The organism is Prevotella scopos JCM 17725 (assembly GCF_018127785.1).
Taxonomy (GTDB): Bacteria; Bacteroidota; Bacteroidia; order Bacteroidales; family Bacteroidaceae; genus Prevotella; species Prevotella scopos.
In genome coordinates, this window is record NZ_CP072390.1 from 1,753,710 (window position 1) to 1,774,574 (window position 20,865).

General features: G+C 43.7%; 13 protein-coding genes. 3 read left to right on the top strand and 10 right to left on the bottom strand.

Annotated features, from left to right (window positions below; translation table 11 throughout):
• The first annotated feature begins 3 nt into the window (after nt 1-3).
• On the top strand, nt 4-546 hold the full coding sequence (locus tag J4856_RS12620) for an RNA methyltransferase (protein ID WP_025837435.1): 543 nt from the start codon (nt 4-6) through the stop codon (nt 544-546).
• A 103-nt stretch (nt 547-649) separates the two neighbouring features.
• On the opposite strand, the gene J4856_RS12625 is transcribed toward J4856_RS12620, so the two are convergent.
• The 4 genes from J4856_RS12625 to rnr all read right to left on the bottom strand — a co-directional run bounded on the left by J4856_RS12625 (nt 650) and on the right by rnr (nt 5,575).
• Entirely contained in the window at nt 650-1,651 is a 1,002-nt protein-coding gene (locus J4856_RS12625) for a C1 family peptidase (RefSeq protein WP_025837437.1), read from the bottom strand.
• A 118-nt stretch (nt 1,652-1,769) separates the two neighbouring features.
• Entirely contained in the window at nt 1,770-2,585 is an 816-nt protein-coding gene (locus J4856_RS12630; protein WP_025837439.1) for a hypothetical protein, read from the bottom strand.
• A 27-nt stretch (nt 2,586-2,612) separates the two neighbouring features.
• Complete coding sequence (trhA, locus tag J4856_RS12635; RefSeq protein WP_025837441.1) at nt 2,613-3,269, bottom strand: PAQR family membrane homeostasis protein TrhA; 657 nt, start codon at nt 3,267-3,269, stop codon at nt 2,613-2,615.
• An 8-nt stretch (nt 3,270-3,277) separates the two neighbouring features.
• On the bottom strand, nt 3,278-5,575 hold the full coding sequence (gene rnr, locus J4856_RS12640; RefSeq protein ID WP_065367661.1) for a ribonuclease R: 2,298 nt from the start codon (nt 5,573-5,575) through the stop codon (nt 3,278-3,280).
• 265 nt (nt 5,576-5,840) lie between these two features.
• On the opposite strand from rnr, the gene J4856_RS12645 reads away from it, so the two are divergent.
• Together J4856_RS12645 and J4856_RS12650 are read left to right on the top strand one after the other, a co-directional pair.
• Entirely contained in the window at nt 5,841-6,830 is a 990-nt protein-coding gene (locus tag J4856_RS12645; RefSeq protein ID WP_025837443.1) for an NAD-dependent epimerase/dehydratase family protein, read from the top strand.
• Between the two features lie 81 nt (nt 6,831-6,911).
• Nucleotides 6,912-7,880 carry a phosphatase PAP2 family protein gene (locus J4856_RS12650; RefSeq protein WP_025837445.1) on the top strand — a complete coding sequence of 323 codons (969 nt, stop codon included), beginning with the start codon at nt 6,912-6,914 and terminating at the stop codon, nt 7,878-7,880.
• 140 nt (nt 7,881-8,020) lie between these two features.
• Here the strand turns inward: J4856_RS12650 and J4856_RS12655 are convergent, their stop codons facing one another.
• The 6 genes from J4856_RS12655 to J4856_RS12680 all read right to left on the bottom strand — a co-directional run bounded on the left by J4856_RS12655 (nt 8,021) and on the right by J4856_RS12680 (nt 20,831).
• Complete coding sequence (locus tag J4856_RS12655; RefSeq protein WP_025837447.1) at nt 8,021-9,154, bottom strand: AAA family ATPase; 1,134 nt, start codon at nt 9,152-9,154, stop codon at nt 8,021-8,023.
• A 368-nt stretch (nt 9,155-9,522) separates the two neighbouring features.
• Nucleotides 9,523-12,000 (bottom strand): TonB-dependent receptor, encoded by a 2,478-nt coding sequence (locus J4856_RS12660; protein WP_025837449.1) that lies wholly within the window; start codon nt 11,998-12,000, stop codon nt 9,523-9,525.
• A gap of 524 nt (nt 12,001-12,524) precedes the next feature.
• The gene (locus tag J4856_RS12665) at nt 12,525-14,546 is read right to left on the bottom strand and encodes a glycoside hydrolase family 97 protein (protein WP_065367660.1); all 2,022 of its coding nucleotides are present in this window, start codon (nt 14,544-14,546) and stop codon (nt 12,525-12,527) included.
• A gap of 20 nt (nt 14,547-14,566) precedes the next feature.
• The gene (locus J4856_RS12670) at nt 14,567-15,799 is read right to left on the bottom strand and encodes a glycoside hydrolase family 99 protein (protein ID WP_065367863.1); all 1,233 of its coding nucleotides are present in this window, start codon (nt 15,797-15,799) and stop codon (nt 14,567-14,569) included.
• A gap of 493 nt (nt 15,800-16,292) precedes the next feature.
• Nucleotides 16,293-17,855, bottom strand: coding sequence for a RagB/SusD family nutrient uptake outer membrane protein (locus J4856_RS12675; RefSeq protein WP_025837451.1), 1,563 nt, complete (start codon nt 17,853-17,855; stop codon nt 16,293-16,295).
• A 39-nt stretch (nt 17,856-17,894) separates the two neighbouring features.
• Nucleotides 17,895-20,831, bottom strand: coding sequence for a SusC/RagA family TonB-linked outer membrane protein (locus J4856_RS12680; RefSeq protein ID WP_025837453.1), 2,937 nt, complete (start codon nt 20,829-20,831; stop codon nt 17,895-17,897).
• Nucleotides 20,832-20,865: the final 34 nt, after the last annotated feature.

The following is a 20,865-nucleotide window of genomic DNA, read 5'->3' on the forward strand; positions in this document are numbered from 1 at the left end:
TTTATGAGAAAACTACGCACAATAGAAATGAATAGGCTTTCCCTTGAGGAGTTCAAGGAGGCTGATAAGTTACCACTCATCGTTGTGTTAGACGATGTGCGGTCGTTACATAATGTGGGAAGTGTCTTCCGCTCTGCTGATGCTTTCCGTGTGGAAGCAGTCTATCTATGCGGTATCACTGCCACACCACCCAATGCTGAGATTCATAAGACGGCACTTGGTGGTGAGGATTCAGTTGACTGGCGTTACTTTGAACGTACTGAGGATGCCATTGAAGAACTCCATCGTCAAGGCGTATTCGTGTATAGCGTAGAACAAGTGGAAGGCTCAACAAAGCTGCAAGACCTCAATACCCAACACCCAACACCCAACACCCACTATGCCATCGTCATGGGCAACGAGGTGAAAGGGGTTAAGCAGAGTGTCGTAGATATAAGTGATGGCTGTCTTGAAATTCCACAATTCGGAACCAAACACTCACTGAATGTAAGTGTAACAACCGGTATTGTCATTTGGGAGTTTACTCGTCAGTTGCTTATAAAATAAGTATAACCAACTACCAACATAAGATACAGGGGACGTATTCGTCCCCTTTTTTATTATCAACTATTTGGAATAAACCGATGAAAAACAGACGATTAAATACGTCTTATACATTACGAAGCACAACAGCAATCGTCTTCATGCGTACATAGTTCTCACTTAAGAACATAAAACCATGGTAGCGATTGGCTGTTCCCCAGCTATTCTTGCAAAGGAAGAAGCGACGTCCGTGTTGGTCGTGAGCCAATCCGACGATTTCCATGACATGATCATCCGTTGTGCGGTGTGCCTCAAACGCAGCCTGACGGCGCTCTGCTGTTACCTTTTTGTCTTCATGTTTCAACACTGCAAAGCCATCTCCAAATAAGAAACCAGGTTCCGATATGTCGCCTTCCCAGCACACTGGATGTCCTGAACGCAAACTCTGAACAATTCGGTTCATCATCGTGTCAAGTGGAACATTGAGGAAAGTGTTATGAAAGTAATTATCAGGTACTTCCAAAGGAAAGCGTTGTCCGTAAGGATGATGTGTGAAACTCGTTAATGCTATGTACTCATCATCAGTGCATACGCTATGGGCAAACTCTAATGGAGTGTATAATGCGCCAAACATAAAAACCTGTTTAGGTAGCGGTCCGATATACTCATCCAACAGTTTCTCCGTATCGTGTCCATAATCCAACTTACGACAGAGAACATTATAGTCCATATCTGCCTTACGATGATAGGCATCATCATGCTGCAAACCGTATGTTTGTATCAGATCGAGTGCCATTGTGGACATTCCACGTGTGGTGATAGAAGGTAGATTTTTCGCCACTTTATTAGGAAGCAGACGATGTCGGTCAGCCTGCTCACTAAGGTACATACGTGCCACATAGTCAGGACTTAGGTTTATAGAATCACCCCGCATGATATGCTCTGTCTCAAGGGTTGCAAGCATGCCATACACCCAGCAGAGCGAACTTGTTCCCTGATCTTTTACTGGGGTAGTAGGCAGTCGCAACTCAACAGTGAACTTCTCCTCTGGAACATTTACTTTATCACGCTGCTTTCCACAGCTGATCAAAACTAAACAAGATAAGAATAAAAAGACTGCTTTCTTCATCCTTCAACTCAATATTATCGTTTCTTTCTTGCACTCACTTGTAGATATTACCTACATGACATTCGTCTTAACTCCGTTTCACTCCTTACTCCTTCACTCCTAAGACCATCCTTTCCACTCAATACTCCACCATCTTCGTCCAAGCCTCAGCCACTTCCTTGTCTAATGGTGGGACAACAGCAGGAACGGAGAAGGTCCAAACGTTGTTCTTCTCTTTCTTAATACGTTTGAGTTCGCTCTCTGTAATAGTCATACGATCCGACACATAGAATTCACTCCACACATCAATTCGCTCGTCATCATCCTCTCCACGATAATGAGCGAAGAAGGTTTGATGCTTTTGTGAGGCAAGGAGGAGATTATTAGAGAGGTAGCTCTCGCTCTCATCATACTGTGTCATACGAGCCACAATACCATACATACGCAGCTGACTCATATCTATTTCGTGCTTTGGTTGTCCTACAAGTTCATCCATCTCAATGGTTGTCACATTCTCTGCCTTTTCATTAATCTTCCGCTTTTCCGTGCTTATCTTACCGCATTTATCTGCCCATCGGTACACATCCCCATTGTTCCGTGTCGAATACTCCTCACCTTTAATACTCTCAAGAAGCGTCTGCCGTTCCAGATTAGGCAGTGAGATACGCACAAAGGTGTCGTCACCATTCGCCTTCGGAGCCTTCCGACGACGTTCACCCAAGAACTTTCGCTCAACAAAGGGCGAACCTTTCTTCCCTTCTGAAACCACATCAGATGAATCGGTTAGTGGGACATAAAACTCCATCATACCATCTATGAAATAACTAAGCATAGAGTTTGTTGCCTGATAGGCACGATAATAGCCTTTCAGACGCATGTATTTCCGTTCCTGTGCCTGCGTATGTAAGACGGCAAGAAGAAGGATGATAGAGAGGAAAACACTACGTTTCAACATTCCTTTAAGTTTTTATTCGAAAACAACTCACAGATACACCTTCAATATTCCCCACACGGCTATGATATGACAGATACTACCTGCAAGGACAAAGAAGTGGAACACTGTGTGCATATACTTCTTTTTGTTGAGCGAATAGAACGCCGCACCAGTAATATACATCACGCCCTCTGCAATGATCCATACGAGCGATGATGTCGCCAATGTGTCTATTAATGGTTTGAAAGCTACCAATACGGATAGCCCCATACCAATGAATGTCAACGTTTCTAAGTTACTATGGTCACGCAGTTTACGGAAGGAAGAGATGGTGCCAAGGATTGTACAAAGCCATACAAAGGCAAACAAGCCCCAGCCCCAAGCACCGTGATTGCGCAAAGCTATCAGTGTTATGGGCGAATAAGAACCTGCTATGTGCCAATAGATGGCGGCATGGTCCCATTTTCTCAGCCGTTCTTTCCATACTGAATGGGCAGAGAGTGCATGATAGCCGGTTGACGTGATATAGCTAAAAAGCATTCCAATAAGATACAATATCACACCTGCTGTTGCCCAACCAGCCCTCTCATGAAAGCACCAAACAAGGAAAATCGTACCGAACACTACGCCCAGTACGATTCCTCCACTATGACTCCATGCGTTCCATAGCTCCTCCTTGTGTGAAAAGAATATCTTCCGCCTCACTTTATTTATTACTTTCTTCTGCGGCTCTTGCTACTACGCTTGCTGCTCTTTCGGTCGTTCTTTCTGTTTACAGCATACTCTGCAGCGGTTTGTTTTGCCTTCAATGGACGACCATCATCAAGTACGAAATCGAGCTGCCTACGCTCCAAATCGGCCTTAGCCACCTGTATGCGGATAGGATCACCAAGCTGATAGACATGGTGACGACGACGACCAACAAGGCAATAGTTCTTCTCATCGAAGTCATAGTAGTCATCATCGAGGTCGCGCATAGGAATCATACCTTCACAATGGTTCTCATCTATCTCCGCATAGATACCAAAGCTCTGAATACCAGATATGTGTGCATCATAACATTCACCGATATGCTCACCCATAAACTCAACCATCTTATACTTGATAGAGTCGCGTTCAGCACTCTGTGCAACGAGTTCCATATCTGAACAGTGCTCACAAAGTTCCTCGTAATGTTCCTTGTTAGCCGAGCGACCACCATTCTGGTAGCGTGTTATCAAGCGGTGAACCATCGTGTCAGGATAACGACGAATAGGCGAAGTGAAGTGGGTATAGTAATCGAAAGCCAGACCGAAGTGTCCGATGTTGTGCGTGGTATATTTTGCCTTCATCATCGAACGGAGTGCAATCGTCTGTATCACCTTCTCCTCACGCTTACCCTGCACCTCGTCCATCAGCTTGTTCAGTGCGCGAGCAGTGGCACCCTTGGTGCTGGCAGACTTGAGTTTATAACCAAACTTAGCGCTGAACTCACGCAAGTTCTCGAACTTCTGTGGGTCAGGATTATCATGAACACGATAAGGAAGGGTCTTGGCTTTCTTGCCCTTCTTCACTATGCCGACGCTTTCTGCTACTGTCTTATTAGCCAAGAGCATAAACTCTTCAATCAACTTATTGGCATCCTTTGAACGCTTAAAGTAACAACGGATTGGCTTACCCTTCTCATCAATGTCGAAGTGGAGCTCTTCAGAATCAAACTTCACGCTTCCTGCCTTCATACGACGCGCACGAATCTGTTTTGCAAGACGATCGAGTGTGATGATTTGTTCGGCATTTTCGCCCTTATATCCTGCTTTTCCTGGATCTGGTGCAGGCTCACCTGTACCATCAACAACGCCATTGTCTTCCAATATCTGCTGTGCCTCTTCGTAGGCATAACGACGATTCGACTTGATAACCGTGTGCACAATGCGGTAAGCCTTTACGTTTGCTTCCTCGTCAAGGTTGAAGATACAACTAAAAGCAAGCTTCTCCTCATCTGGGCGGAGCGAACAGATGAAATTGCACAGACGTTCAGGAAGCATCGGAATCGTGCGGTCAACGAGGTAAATGGATGTTGCACGCTGCTGTGCTTCACGATCGATGATATCGCCTTCCTTAACATAATGCGATACATCAGCAATATGTACGCCCACTTCCCATAATCCATTCTCGAGTTTTCGGATAGAGAGCGCATCATCAAAGTCCTTGGCGTCCTTTGGGTCTATCGTACAAGTCCACACGTCACGGAAGTCTTCACGTTCCGCATAGTCCTGTGCTGTAATCTCTGCACTAATTTTCTCAGCAGCCTCCTCGACACGTTTCGGATACTTATAAGGCAAGCCATACTGTGCAAGGATGGTATTCATCTCTACATCATTGTCACCAGCTTCACCCAAGACGTCCACCACTTCGCCCACAAGGTTCTTATGGTCGGCATCAGGCCACTTGGTTATCTTCACCAAAGCACGGTCATCTGTCTTTCCTCCCTTAAGTTTCTTCTTAGGGATAAGGATATCGTGAATATAGAGATTCTCCTGTGTTACAAGGAAGGCAATGTCCTTCTCGACACGCAACCTTCCCACGAAGGTGTCTTTCTTCCGTTGCAGAATCGCGATGACCATTGCCTCTTTGATATGGTTCTGGCGGCGTGCCATAAACTGAACCCTCACTTGGTCGCCATTCAAAGCCGCCATAGAATTACGCTCAGAGACAAAGACTGGTGTACCACCATCCTCAGGCAGGAAGGTATTCTTACCATTTGCCTTACGGATAAAGGTACCCTCTTGCACCTGTCCCTTGGTATTCAACATATAAGCACTCTCACCAACCTTTGACAGGAAGTCGTCCCATGCCAATTCCTCCATTACATCGATAGCCAACATCTTGGCTGGATGGGTGGTAAGCTTGAGTGCATGAAATATCTGTTTAAAGCTAAATGTCTCGTCGGGCTGTGTCTGAAAGAAACTTATGAGTTTCTCTGCAAGCTGTTTCTTTGTCAATCGCTTACTTGCTTTCTTTTCTTTCCTCATAGTGGAATTAGTAGTTTGAACTCAAGTAATGGTTATCCTTTTTTAGTTCAACAGACTTCCGCACAATTTGTCCGGAGCATCCGGACAAGTTGTCCGAGATAGTCGGAACGTGTGTCCGGAGCATCCGGACAAAATCGTTTGATGCTTAGTTGCCATGTACTTCATTCTAAACAAAACAACTAAAAACCGAAACTTGAGTTTTGTTATTTTCTACAAAGTAACGAAAAAGTTTGTATCTTTGCAAACGTTTGCAACGAAATTTTTAATGAAAAAGATACTTATAACAGGCGCATCGGGCTTCATTGGCTCCTTTATCGTGGAGGAAGCACTGCGCAGAGGTATGGAGACTTGGGCAGTGGTACGTCGTACATCCTCACGAGAATACCTCCAAGATGAACGAATTCATTTCATAGAATTAGACTTCTCATCTGTCGATAAACTAAAAGAACAACTCTCTGGACATCAGTTTGACTATGTTGTTCATGCCGCTGGTGTTACGAAATGTCTGAACAAGGAAGATTTCTTCCGTGTCAATCGTGATGGTACCCGCAATTTCGTACAGGCTCTACAGAAACTTAATCAGCCTTTGGAGCGATTCGTTTTCCTCTCAAGTCTTAGCATCTTCGGTGCTATCAGAGAGCAACAACCTTACAAAGAGATTGAGCCAACAGACACTCCACATCCTAACACGGCATACGGCAAGAGTAAGCTAGAGGCTGAACAGTTGCTCCCTTCTTCCTTCCCATACGTCATCTTGCGCCCAACTGGCGTGTATGGACCACGTGAGAAGGATTACTTCCTGATGGCGAAGAGTATTAAGGGGCATAGCGACTTCGCTGTTGGCTACAAACAACAGGATATCACCTTCGTATATGTTAAGGACGTGGTGCAGGCTACCTTCCTTGCACTTGACCACGGAAAGACGGGCAGTGCCTACTTCCTAAGTGATGGAAAGGTCTATCAGAGTACTACCTTCAGCGACCTCATCCACGAGGAGTTAGGTCGGCCTTGGTGGGTTCGCATCACTGCTCCGATATGGGTACTGCGTGTCGTAACCTTCTTCGGCGACCTCATCGCACAGATGACGGGAAAGATTTCTGCTTTGAACAATGATAAATACCAGATTCTGAAGCAGCGTAACTGGCGTTGTAACGTCCGTCCTGCGATTGAAGAATTAGGCTATAAGCCTGAATATGACCTCAAACGAGGCGTGAAAGAAACTATAGAATGGTATAAAAAAGAAGGCTGGCTATAAAATAGCTAATTATTATTAGGCTTATTGGCCCTATTGGGCTAATATGCCTAATAAGCCCAATTAGCCCAATAACAACAAACAATGAAACAATTCATCATAGACTTATTTAAATTAGAAAAGAAGCCCGTAAAGGGACTTATGGCTTACGAATGGGTGGTAATGGCATACTTACTATTTACACTCATCGTCATCTTCTTTATGTACACAACCATAGATAACCCGCAGGCAATGATCTTCGGACGACTTCGCATCGTCGCATTGACAGCTGCCATGTGGCTTGTCTATCGCATGGCACCTTGTAGAGCAACGCGATTTGCACGTGTTGGCGTACAGTTAGGACTACTGGCTTGGTGGTATCCTGACACCTTTGAAATCAATAGGCACCTGCCCAACCTCGACCACCTCTTTGCGCAATGGGAGCAAGACCTCTTTGGTTATCAGCCAGCATTGCTCTTCTCAAAGGCTTTGCCGGGTCCTGTCTTCAGCGAGTTATTCGATATGGGTTATGCAGCTTATTATCCAATGATTGCCGCAACGGCTGTTTATTATTTCGGCTGGTACTATAAGGAGTTTAACAGAGCAACCTTCATCATCTTGTCTTCGTTCTTCCTTTATTACATTGTCTTCCTCTTTGTGCCCGTTGCTGGTCCTACGTTCTATTACAAGGCAATTGGTATGCAGAACGTTGCAGCAGGTATCTTCCCTAACATACACGATTACTTCAACCACAACCAGACTTGTTTACCCAGTCCTGGCTATACGGATGGTATCTTCTACCACCTTGTTGAGAGTGCAAAAGCCGCTGGAGAACGCCCTACTGCAGCCTTCCCAAGCTCGCACGTGGGTGTCAGCACAATTTGTATGTTGCTCCTTTGGCACGACCGCAACTATAAGCTCTTAGCAGTATTGGCACCATTCTATCTCCTTCTCTGCTGTGCCACAGTTTATATCCAAGCTCATTATCTCATTGATGCTATCGTAGGTTTCATCACAGCAGTCATCCTCTTCGCCATCCTCCTACGTGTATCACGTAAGATGATAACAGAGTAATGCGACACTATGAATAAGAAATAAAACTAAAATAAAGTCAATTAAAGGAGTCAAGTCAATCGTTTCTTCGTATAAAAAAAGCATGTAATACAATAAAAACTATTGACTTGACTCCTTTTACTTTTCTACTTCTCTAATCTTTAAAATACCATTTTCCGTTGGAACCACTTGGCAAACACAGGGTCAGTAATAGCCAGCTCTGTCCCGCGTTTCTCTATCAAGTCGCGCTCAAGGAGTGCTTTCTGCAATCGGCTGATATTCGAGTAACTACCCAACTGATATTTTTCTCGTATCTTTGCAAGTCCAAAGTCCTTCGTAACACCAGAGGTAATGGCACGTAGAAAGTTAAGCTGATACTCCGAAAGGGGTTCAACCATCTGCATAAAGAGTACCTCATTCGTCGCTAAGAGATCATCTGTTGCCTGCTTGATATCGGTTTCATCCACCGTCTCTCCTTCTTCCTTCTGTGTATAAACAAGCCAAGATAACTGCTGAACGTATGCTGAATAGTTGTCGGTGAAGCTGCATATTTCCTCTGCAAGGGCTGGACTGATAGCCCTATTACCGTCTGCAAAATGGCTAACAATGTACTCTACCCATTCAGCCGTTGAAATCTTGTCCAATATAATCAAGTCACCAAACTGATAGAAAGGCATACTGCGATGTAGGAAGATGCTACTCATCAAGTGATGCTTACTACCGAAGAGACAATAAGAAACGTACTTCTGATGTTGCCATACGCTCCTTAATCGTGCCTGTACATGCTTACTATCGGTCATCTCACCTATCTGCTGGAACTCATCTATGCAGACAACGATCCGCTTTCCTCTCTTTATGGCAATCTTTTCAACCACCTCAAGTACTTCTTCTGGCGTATGCGTCTTCGGTGTTATACCCAAGGAAATAGCAAAATCACTGTTCGGTTCGGGACTGAATGATATCTTTGGCGTAAGCCTATACAAGAACTCCTTTGCCTCCTCGAGCCACATACTCTGCTTCGATGCCGTCTGCTTCAGTACTTCTGACGTCAAACGGTTGTAAAAGTCATACTCGCTCTTACATCCAAAGATGTCTAAATAAATCGTAATAATATCTTCTGACTTCAGCTTTTCACACACGCGCATCACCAAGGAAGTCTTTCCCAGTCGACGAGGAGACATCAGAATGGTATTGATACCACCTCTGAAATTATTCATTAATCGCTTTGTTTCCACTTCTCTCCCTATGAAGTTATAATCAGAAACAGCTACTCCATAAACGAATTTCTTGCACATAACGATTACAATTTTAGCTTGTCTTACGACTGCAAATATAGTAATAAAATAACAATCACACAAGTTTGTGTGATACAAACTTGTGTGACACAAACTTGTGTGACAACTAACACGCTTACTAACAATCAATTATAATATACAAGAAAAGGAAGAAGCGATATCAAAAACACCTTGATATCGCTTCTTTTTTATGCTCTTTTTACGTAGAATAAACATGTGGGAAACCTACATTCTACCTGTGTTTATCATACAGAAAGACCACAACTATGAATTTTATTCATGAACAAAAAGAATTATTTTCACGACAAGAAATATTTGTTTTCATGATAAGAAATATTTATTTTCATGAAAATAATTCGGCGATAGGGCTACATACCACTGCCAGCGCCCAGTCCAACACCATTCATTTGTTGGTCATTCTTCTTCTCTTGGAAGTCATTTGAAATCTTACTCTCATGTGTTTGGAACTGCTTCTTAGTATTTCCAAAATTCCAAGTAATGGTCAATGCTACTTGTTGTGCTGGTACCGTGATGTTCATGTAGTTCTCAAAGTTAGCACCATGGCTGTATTGTTTGATGTGCATCTTTCCTGTCAGCGGTACGAAATACATCAAACTGAGGTTGAGTTTGTCCTTGATGAAACTCTTTGAAAGGGTTGATGTGAACATATTAAAACCTCCATTATGTCCCTGCAATAAGTATTTCTTTGTCAGTCCACCCATAAACACACTCCAATTTATCTTCCATGGGAAGGTTTGTTGTACGCCCAAGAATGCACTTGCTTGCCATCCAAAGTTGTGTTCACCCAACTGTTCTGAACGAATATCTCCATAGTCAACGCCACCATTGAGCATGATACGTGTCTTAGGGGTGACAGCATAATTCATAAAAGTAGTAAAATTGGTCCAACGACTACGCACAATATTGCCGTAGGTAGTATTCAATACGGTTCCATTCATAAATGAATACTGCTCTATCTGGTTATTAGCAAAAGCTTCACCAAGCGTCATATTCATCATAAACTTCGGTGTAAAGTAATTGAATACTAAGCTAACGTTGTGGCTCTTCTCAACTGATAGGTTCGGATTACCATAACTCAAGACTGTTGGGTTGGAACGATCGATATATGGGTTGAGGTAACTAACACCCGGACGACTGATGCGCATGTTGTAATTCAAGCCTAAGTTGATACCGCCAGAGATGTTATAACTGAAGCTGGCAGAGGGAACAAGACTTCCATAATTCTTCTTAAAGTCGGCACCAGAACCAACAATAAAGTTCACCTTCTCCCACGTATGCTCATAACGTAAGCCTGCCTTTGCACCAAACTTACCCATTGTCGCACTGTACTCAGCATACTCTGCCAAGATACTCTGTGTGTTCTTATAGTTCACACTGTTAGCTGCATTATAGACTTCTGCACCTCCTGTGATGTCATAGAACTTAGAATCAGACGAGTTGCGATGAGAAATAAACTTCAAACCAGTACTCAATGTCTGTCCTTTTGCTAATGGAGTCGTAAAGTCAACCTGCACAGTATGCTCCGTTCCACGCATCTTTGCAGCCGAATAAAGGTCTGTTAAAGGGATCGACACACCTGCTGGTAAGGCATCATAAATGCGTCGATTGTTGTTTTCTGCAGGTGAGGTTGTAAGGAGATAACTCAATGTCAGACTACTTGTACGTGCCTTATTAAAGAAACGTTGATAGTCAACACTACCATTAAAAGACATGTTTTTATTCTCCATTGTCATCTCATTACCATACGTAAAACCAGTGCCATAGGCTCCACCTGAGAAGGTTGTCGTAGGATGACCATCGTTTTTCATTGTGTGACCAGTCAACCCAAAGGTAGCACCGATATTACTCATAGAGTCGAGTTCATAGCCTAAGCTGATGTTAGCCATCGTAAAATTGATTTTTGTATTGCCCTTTTGCCAATAGGACATAGCAGACCCATCAGATGAAGTACGGCGCATTTCGGTTTCTGTTCCGTTTGACTTGAATTTCGCTCCCATGACATTGGCACTGTAGGTGAGCTTTCCTTGCTGTCCACTAAAGAAGGTTGTGGTGCGAGAACCATTGTTGCCTAAGGTAAGAGCTACACTGCCATTATATCCATTCATCATTGTCTTGCTCTTTCCATCAGCGCCGTTCATAATGATATTCAGCACACCACCGACACCTTCTGCATCATATTTTGCGCCGGGGTTTGTGACTACTTCGATTGATTTCACAGCCGATGCAGGCATTGCCTTGAATATCTGTGAGGGATTGGAAGAGAACATTACGTTAGGTTTTCCGTCCACATAGACCTTGAAAGAACCTTGTCCATTGACAGTAATATTGTCCTGTCCATCCACTGTTACCATCGGAACCTTACGCAACATATCAAGTACGGTGTTTGTCTTGACATCGTTATCGCTCTGAACATCGTAGGTCATCTTATCGGTTTCCATCTTCACAAGCGGCTTCTGTGCCACCACTTCCACACCCTTCAACTGCTTTGTATCATCTTGTACAAGGAGGTTTCCGAGGTCAATAGTGCCACCAGCCTCTGTAAGGTTTACCCTACGCTGAATCTCCTTACGTCCCATCGAAGTGAAAGAAACGATATAACTACCCTGTCCTTCCACCTTTTGAGAGAACTTTCCGTCTGCTGCCGTCACCGACATAGCCACCGGTTTGTCGCTTTTCTTACCTTTATAGACTCTGATAGTGGCGTATGGTTCCCCCTCGTGGGTCAAAGAATCGAGTAATACACCCGATATCGTTGAGGTCTGACCATGTGCGGTTATGGCAATAGCCATCATACCCAAAGTAAAAATTAATCTATTAATTTTCATATTCTCTATGTTTTTACGGCTGCAAAGATGATATAGATGTAATATAAAGTTGTTTCCCATTACGACAAACAACATCAATAAAATCATTATCAATCACCTAACCAGTAGTGTTTTACTATCTAATCTATGTGCGCATTATACAATGCAAAACTAACGAAAATATTCTAATAAAACAAGTTTTGAAGGTAAAAAAGAGCAACTTAAAATAGGATCCTTTCCTATCATTTCTATGATATACAATAACTATACTAACAACGTATTGCATCGTGATTAACCCTCCGCACCATTGGTGCTAACGCCCCGCACCACTCGTGCTAACGCTCCGCACATTATGTGCGGGATATCAACAAAGTAATAGAAAAGGGTTCTGGAGAATCATTATTGGCATGATAAGAGGTATCGTAAGGCGTTAATGACCCACTTCATAAGGGTAGACATTTACCCCATAATACAAAAGAAAAGATGATTACCAAGCCCAGATAGACAATCGTAAAGACTTGATAATCATCTTTTAAAAAGTTATCTTACTTCAAACAAACCAACTGGATAGCAAAGCCACCACTCTTAGCCAAGTGCAAGTTAAGTACTGTTTCGTTGTTAACCACCTGCTGTTCAATCGTCATAGAGTAAGGATTCTTATCGTATTCAGCATCAGGACCATCCTTATAGATGATTGCCTTGTAGCTTTTACCGGGTGAAAGGAAGTCGAGTTTCAACTTGATATCACGTGCATTCTCGTCACTCATACCTCCAACAAACCAGTTCTCACTATCGCGATCCTTACGTGCTGTAACAATATACTTGCCTATCTCCGCCATAGGAATCACAGTCTTTTGCCAATTAGAAGGCATTGCCTCAATGAAAGCAAAGGCTGGTTGGTCCTTGTAGTTTTCGATTTCGTCGGCTGCCATCTGCCATGGAGTATAAATAACAACATACTCAGCCAACTGCTTAGCAAGTGTTGTATGTGGATGCGTATTAGGGAAAACCTTACCTTCAAGATTAAAGATACCTGGCGTAAAGTCTATCGGTCCAGCCAACTGACGGGTGAAAGGAAGCACACAAAGATGGTAAGGAGGATTGCCACCATTGCCGTCCCAAGCATTCCACTCTTGTCCTCTAACACCCTCACTGGCAATGAGGTTTGGATAAGTGCGCTGTAAACCCGTTGGCATAGCAGGCTCATGATTAACCACCATAATGTGATGGCGAGCTGCAGCCTCTATTACCTTGCGATAGTGACGCACACCATATTGAGAGTGTTGGTGCTCCTTATCGTCCATTAGATTATTGACATAACCCGTCTTAACAGCCTTGATTCCCATCTTCTCATAGAGAGAGAAGGCTTCTTCTAACTGGTTTTCATAGTTCTTTGCAGCACCACCTGTCTCGTTGTGAGCGATGAGCGAGACACCCTTTGACAGTGCATACTTCTGCAATCCCTCAAAGTCATAATCAGGATAAGCCTTTGTGAAGTTGAATTTATCACCCTCTTTACCCCAGTCGTTTTCCCATCCATAGTTCCAACCTTCAACCAATACACCCTTGAAACCATGCTGTGCAGCAAAGTCGATGTAGCGTTTTGTATTCTCGGTTGTGGCACCATGCTTAGGACCAGGAGCCCAAGTTGCTGTCTGCATGTGATAAGACCACCATACACCTACGTACTTTCCTGTTGTAATCCATGATGTATCCTTAATCTTACAAGGGTCGTTGAGGTTCAACATGACACGGTTTGTAATCAAACCACCCGCCTTATTCTCCACTGACAACATACGCCAAGGACTAACGAAAGGAGCTTTTGCACGCACCAAGTCGCCATTTGACCATGGAACTAACTCAGCCTTCAAACTTACGTTACCACCTTTTGTCTCTACAGGCTTGACGTTCAGCGAAGAATAGTCTGTCAGATTTGCCTCGTGAAGCATCATATAAAGGTCTGGTTTCGCCTCGATAGTAACTGGAGTACACACCTTTCCCTTCTTACTCAGATGTTCCTTTGTCCACAGTCCCTCATAGTAACTAGCATCGTATGGTAATGTCCAAGCCTCTGGATCGCCCTTAAAGCAAAATTCTGTAGCCTCATCCGTGATGACAAAGTCCTTTAACTGCTTTTGTTCGGGGAACACATAACGGAAGCCCATACCATCGTCAAAGACACGGAAGACGATATTCAGCTGTCGCTGCAGTCCTTTCTTCTGTGCCAACTTCATAGTCAACTCGTTATAATGGTTGCGCACATCGACTTCTTCTCCCCATGGCTGGCGCCACGTTTCGTCCTTTGTTGCTCTTGCAAAAGCCACAACACGGAAGTCACTATCAAGACTTCCATCTTTCAGTTTCATTCCCAAAGCTGAAGGGAGAAGGATTACTTCCCCGCCACGACGCAAAGAATAATAAGGTCGTCCAGCATTATCAACACCTGCAGTCAGTGTCAGATTGCCCGAAGGTGAACTTACCGTAGCTTCTTGCTTTGCCATCATTGTCATTGGAAGGAGTGCAAAGCACAGCACTAAAAAGAGATTTTTAAAACGTTCTGTTGTCATTTATTGAGATTTTAATAATATTAATTCTTACCATTAACTGCGTCTAACAGTGCCTTTGCTTCAGCTGTCTTCAACTGTACAAGGGCGTTATAAGCCTCCTTTACCTTCGTATTATTAGGTTGTGCAACACGTGCTTGATACCAACGATAGATAAGTTCCAAGTCGGCTTGCTGATAACTTACACCCATGAACTTCTGCAACATAACAAGGTATTTATACCCATACTCCAATGTTGGTTCGATAGTAGTTCCCTCGCCATAGTCGTTCCATGTGCTTATTTGCAGATACTTCAGACCTGCCTGTCGGGCTGCATCAAGCTGTCGCTGGAACAACGCTCCGTTCTCAGCACTGTATGTCTGATAACCTGTACCGCCCTCACCTTCTTTGTAATAGTCCCAGAAACTAGGCATAGCACCGCCTACAAAGCACTTATAATCCTTAGCTATAGCATAGTTAGGATTAGGATTTACCCACGTATAAACACCTTGTGCATTGTCTGAATAAGTAGTATTATTAACGCTGCCCATCTTTCCTTCCAGTACAAGGAACATTGGTTTTGTGGTGAGGATAGAGAAACTACGATACCAGTCTTTTGGTGATTCCATCTGAATAGGACCGAAGTCTAATAACAATGGACGATCCTCAACCTTCACATAACTATCATCTTTAAAGAAGTTCTCAGCTAAATAACGTAAGTCCTGACGTACTGTTCCAACCTTATCTGTCACTCCTTCGAGTGTTCTGTCTTCATAAACGACACTCATCTTGAGCCCTGCACGCTTCAAAGCACGGAAGAGTGCTTCGGTATTCGACTTATGTAAGGCAATAGAATTATCACTATTAACGCCATACCAGTCAACCATTACACCATCTAAGCCAGCATATTTCATCAGCAAACACTGATAATCCAGCACTGCCTCATCACCACTTGCATAAGGACCCGTCTGTGGATAATAGTGGGAAGCGATCTGCCTTTTACCATTAGTATCGGTCTTATTCGGGTCACAGTTCTTCATTGTCCAGTGATAACCCCACTTCCCTTCGTTCTTAGGGTTGGATGTGGTGGTTTCAAACCAAGGCATATAATGTGCATATACCTGCATGGTGTTTGACTTTGTAACGGCAACAGGCACTACTTGACCAGCCGACTGAATGGCTTCAGGCTTCTTAGGTGCACCCTCATAGCTGTCTGCACAAGACGCAAAAAGCAATCCTGAGACAGCTGCAAATGTAAATACTGATTTTAACTTCATCTCGTTTAATGTTCTCTTAGCTGACTTTCCTATTCCCAAAGCAGGTGCAGAAAGATTCCTACTTCTTATATTGATACCGCTATCCTACTCTCTGCCACTATACAAAAGCTATCCTTTCATAAGCACAAAGATAAACTTTAAATACCATAAAGGTAAACTCTAATAGTATAAAAAGTCATCTTCTCCGAATTATTTTCATGAAGAAAAAGAATTCTTTTCATGATAATAAATATTTCTTTTCACGATAAAAAATATTTTTCTTCATGAAAATAATTTGCCACAGACAGCTTTTCTATAGGAGAAAGTCATGTTATTAATATGATATTACGTGGTATATTGCATCATAAAAGAGGCTGTTTTCGTAAGCGTTAGTAGCTTATTCCAAGCTGTATAAAGCTTCTCTAATAAAGCCCTTAATACCCAATGGCAACTGCATGGACCTAAAATCCCTGCCGTACCATTGGGCATCTTTATAATATAAACCCTTCTAAAATTAACTTTCGTAACCGGGATTCTGCTTTAAGTTAGGGTTCTTGCTCAACTCCTCTTGTGGAATTGGATAGATACCTGTATGCTTGTCGGCAGGGTCAGCTGGTTTCTCCCACCATGCTTTGAAGTAAGTTCCGAAGCGGATGTTGGTTGTACGGCGCAGATTCTCAAATACAAACTCATGCTTCCACTCTGTGTCAAGATCGTCGAGGGTGAGCGTTGTGAGGTCGTCAAGGCCTGCACGCTTTCGGATCTGATTGATATAAGTGAGTGCTGTTGAGGTGTAACCTAAGCGGAAGTTGCACTCTGCTTGCATCATCAAAATCTCTGCATAGCGCATTAGTACCCAGTCGTTGTCGCGCTCCCAAGAGTCATTAGCACTCCATTCGTACTTGTTCAGACGTGCACCAGCATTCTTAGCAGCATCGGTGAAGTTGTCAATCTCCTCCGTATAGTTCAATGGTGAGCCATCATCCATCAGTACTTCAGAACCATCCTTAGCACTATACTGCTGACCGATGAGCAGACTTTGGCGACGTACATCCTTCGCATCGTATGATGAGTAGAGTCCCGGCTGTGCGCAGATACCGTTACCACACCACTGATAAACGCCAGCTGGATCGAAAGCCAACTTCTGATTATAGTGGTAGGTCATACTTGCAAGATAGTTACCTACGGTTCCCTGCTTGTGATCGTAAGGTATTGCGAAGATGATTTCAGGAGATTTCTCGTTCTGAATAGCGAAACTTGCCTTATAATTTGCTGTCAACGAATAGCCTTGAACCTTATTGCAGGCATCAAGACAATCCTGCCAACGAGCTGTACCAGTAAACACCTCGGCATTGAGATAGAGTCGTGCTAAGAGCGTATTGGCTACGTTCTGGGTAAAACGACCGTAGGTAATGCCAGAAGGCAAGAGTGGGATAATCTCCTTGAGTTCCTTCTCTATGAAAGCAAAGACATCCTTACGCGGAGTATTCGTTGGGAGTTCCTTCTGCGTGAAGTCGGTCACAACAGGTACGTTTCCAAAGCAATCAAGTAGGTTGTAATAGTAGTAAGCACGCAAACCACGCAACTCTGCCTCCACTTTCCGCTTATCCTCTGTGGTCAGTCCACTCTGTTCTACCTGATAGATGATGGCATTCACCTTTGAAACACCAGTGAAGTTATATCGCCAAACAGAGAGGATACCAGAGTTCTTAGCGTCCCAGTTGTGGCGTTGGAACTGTTGATAGCGACCACCATCATACCAGTCTGTACCACGGGTTGGGATACATGCCTCATCACTTGAGCACTCCTGTGTGAAGAAGACATACTCACAAGTAGGATAACAGATGATACCTGCGCCCTCAGGAGTACCAGAACCATAGCCTCGAAGGGTAGCGTAAGCACCTCCAACGATAGTTGCTACCTCAGAAGAAGTCTTGCCATAGTCATCCTGCGACACCTTATCGTAGAGTTGTTCGTTAAGGTCAGTACAGGAAGCCATTGCCAAGAGCAGTCCTACTCCTAACCAAGCCTTCCGTACAGGAAGGATATTTGATATGCTAATATTCAATCGTTTCATAATAATTATGTTCTTATAATGTTGAATGTTACGGTAAGATTAGAAGCCGATGTTCACACCCAATGAGAAAGTGCGTGGTCGTGGGTAACTGTTGAAGAAGTCAATACCAGGTGAGTTCAGTACGTTGTCTGGTACACTTACTTCTGGATCGATACCCTTATAGCCTGTGATACAGAAGAGGTTTTCGCCTGTCACGTAGAAACGTAGACGACTAAGACCCATCTTCTTCACTGCATTCATCGGAACAGAATAACCCAAAGTGATAGACTGTAGACGGAAGAAATCACCATTCTCTATGAAGTAATCAGAGAAAGTTGGATTATCTGTAATACCGCTCTTCATGAAGTCGTCGAGGGTGTTTTGTGATGGGAAGCGTGTTGGATCATACATCACCATGCGGCTAACATTCAGTACCTTCTGTCCAAACATACCGTATGCAGCTACGCTTGCATCGAAGTCGTGCCATGTTGCATTGAGTGAAAGACCAAGGTTCCACTTAGGCATTGCGGAGCCTAAATAGCCTTCCTTCACCTTTCCATTCTCGTCTTTCTCAAGCATATACTTGCCGTCGTCTGATATTCCTGTGCAATGAGGACCCCAGAAGGCACCTGCTGGAAAGCCCTCTTTGATGACCTGTGCGTAGGTGTTTGACATACCACGAACACTGTGCAGAGGACCTGCTTGAAGTCCAACTGCCTGATATTGGTCGTTTGAAAGCTTCGTAATCTCTTGATGGTTGTAGGCAAGAGAGAGGTTAGCATCAAGTGTCCAATCCTTCGTGCGGACTGCTTTATAACCCAAAGTAAGCTCAAATCCCTTGTTTACTAAGTCACCAACATTCGCCAACATCGTACCCACAAGGTATGGAGGTTGTGGCACTGGATAAGTCCAAAGGAGGTCGGAAGTCTTCTTATAGTAAAGTTCTAACGTACCATTCAATCTATTGTATAAAGAGAAATCAACACCAAGGTTCCACTGTGCTGTTGACTCCCATTTAAGGTCAGGGTTAGGGTTTTGAATCTGTGTGTAGGAGTTCTTCCATGTTCCCGTAGTCCCATCGTAGTAGGCAGAACCTGCTGCAGAGAGGATAGAGAGCGACTTATATTCGCCAATACCATTCTGATTACCAGTCACACCGAAGCCTGCACGAAGCTTTAAGTTGTCGAGCCACTCACGTGTTGAAGCCATGAAAGGCTCTTCAGAGATACGCCAAGCCAAAGAAAGAGATGGGAATACGCCCCACTTATGGTGCTGACCGAAGCGAGAAGAACCATCATTACGTAGCGTAGCAGTAAGCATATAGCGGTCCATCAGGCTGTAATTCACACGACCAAAGAACGAAATGAGCTTTGATTCACCCTTATAAGAACCCACATCTCCCTGTCTGTGGTCTGTTCCTGCACCAAGATTGTTATATCCGAAAGCATCAGAATCGAAGCCAGAGCGTGTTGAACTGAAGCCTTCATAGGTGTTATCGAGGTAAGAATAACCACCCATAAGATTCAAATGGTGGATGTCTGCGAACTTTTTATCGTATGTTAAGTAAAGTTCTAACTGCTTATTTGTATAGTCATCATAGATTCTTTGACCCCATCCATGCTCACTCTGTCCCTCCATTCGAGCGTAAGTAGGCTTGTATAAACCCGACTTAACAGAGTTAAATTCGTATGATGTATTCACCGTAGCAACCAATCCTTCGAGGAGAGAAAGCTCTGCCTTCAAGTAGCCTAAGAAACGATGACGCTTGCGGTCTTCGGTTCTGTTGTTGTTTAACTCAACTGGATTCTCTGTGTTAGTACCATTGAATTGAGCATAGCTGCCATCTTGATTATAGACAGGGAAGGTTGGTTGAAGGTTAGTCATGCGTTCAAAGATACGGTTATCGACTGGATGCCAACTGTCAAAGTTGGTATTGATGCCCTCATCCAAACGTAAACGACCATTCATTCCAGTCTGATAGGCAGAGAGAGAACCTGCAAGTCGGTTCATTGTATTGTTCTTAATGACACCTTCGTTGTTGTTATAAGTGAAGCTGGCACGATATCCATGCTTCTTCTTTGACGATGAGAAGTTGATATTATGCCCATGAGAGACAGCCGTACGCATAAGTTCTTTCTGCCAGTCGGTACTTGCTCCGAAGTCTAAAGCACTCATATTGCCTGTTGAACGAACATAACTACGCCACTGATTTGCTGACAGTAAGTCGAGCGTTTTGGCTGCAGAAGCTAAGGCAACATAGCCATTATACTGAATAGTATTCACCTCAGTGTCTGAGCCTTGACGATTGGTAGTAATGATGATAACACCATTTGCACCACGAGAACCATAGATAGCCGCTGCAGAGGCGTCCTTAAGAATATCCATACTGACAATCTCTGAAGGCTGAACAGAGTTGATATCAACACCCGGAATACCATCTACAACAACCAACGGACCATTACTTGCTGACAAAGATGTACCACCACGAAGACGGATAGAAGCACCAGACTCAACAGCTCCAGAGCTCTGAACAATAGAAAGACCAGCCACCTTACCTTGCAACAACTGCTCTGTAGAGGTGATAACACCCTGTTTCATATCCTTAGAATTGACTGAGGCAATGGCACCCGTAAGGTCGCTCTTGCGCATCTTACCGTATCCGACGCCCACGATAGTCACCTCATCAAGTGTCTTGGCATCTTCTTCCATCACGACTTTCAAGCCTTTTCCTGCCTGCACCTTACGACTTGTATAACCCACATAGGTGATTTCGAGCATATCGCCCTGCTTACACTGAATACTGAAATGACCATCAATATCAGTGATAGCACCCACTTTACCGCCTACAACACTCACCGAGGCACCGATAAGTGGTTCATGACCGCTATCAGATACCGTACCAGTAGCAGTGAAATCCTGTGCTGATACCTGACTACAGAACATCATCAACACAAAGAGGATGAGTCCCGATAGTTTATTTTTTATTGTTAGTTTCATAGAATTTAATGCTTTTATGGATTGAATAAGACGA

Bases quoted from the DNA above. Each gene is read 5' to 3' on its own strand.
- J4856_RS12620 (WP_025837435.1), top strand. From the start codon at position 4: ATGAGAAAACTACGCACAATAGAAATGAATAGGCTTTCCCTTGAGGAG.
- J4856_RS12625 (WP_025837437.1), bottom strand. From the start codon at position 1,651: ATGAAGAAAGCAGTCTTTTTATTCTTATCTTGTTTAGTTTTGATCAGC.
- J4856_RS12630 (WP_025837439.1), bottom strand. From the start codon at position 2,585: ATGTTGAAACGTAGTGTTTTCCTCTCTATCATCCTTCTTCTTGCCGTC.
- rnr (WP_065367661.1), bottom strand. From the start codon at position 5,575: ATGAGGAAAGAAAAGAAAGCAAGTAAGCGATTGACAAAGAAACAGCTT.
- J4856_RS12645 (WP_025837443.1), top strand. From the start codon at position 5,841: ATGAAAAAGATACTTATAACAGGCGCATCGGGCTTCATTGGCTCCTTT.
- J4856_RS12650 (WP_025837445.1), top strand. From the start codon at position 6,912: ATGAAACAATTCATCATAGACTTATTTAAATTAGAAAAGAAGCCCGTA.
- J4856_RS12655 (WP_025837447.1), bottom strand. From the start codon at position 9,154: ATGTGCAAGAAATTCGTTTATGGAGTAGCTGTTTCTGATTATAACTTC.
- J4856_RS12660 (WP_025837449.1), bottom strand. From the start codon at position 12,000: ATGAAAATTAATAGATTAATTTTTACTTTGGGTATGATGGCTATTGCC.
- J4856_RS12665 (WP_065367660.1), bottom strand. From the start codon at position 14,546: ATGACAACAGAACGTTTTAAAAATCTCTTTTTAGTGCTGTGCTTTGCA.
- J4856_RS12670 (WP_065367863.1), bottom strand. From the start codon at position 15,799: ATGAAGTTAAAATCAGTATTTACATTTGCAGCTGTCTCAGGATTGCTT.
- J4856_RS12675 (WP_025837451.1), bottom strand. From the start codon at position 17,855: ATGAAACGATTGAATATTAGCATATCAAATATCCTTCCTGTACGGAAG.
- J4856_RS12680 (WP_025837453.1), bottom strand. From the start codon at position 20,831: ATGAAACTAACAATAAAAAATAAACTATCGGGACTCATCCTCTTTGTG.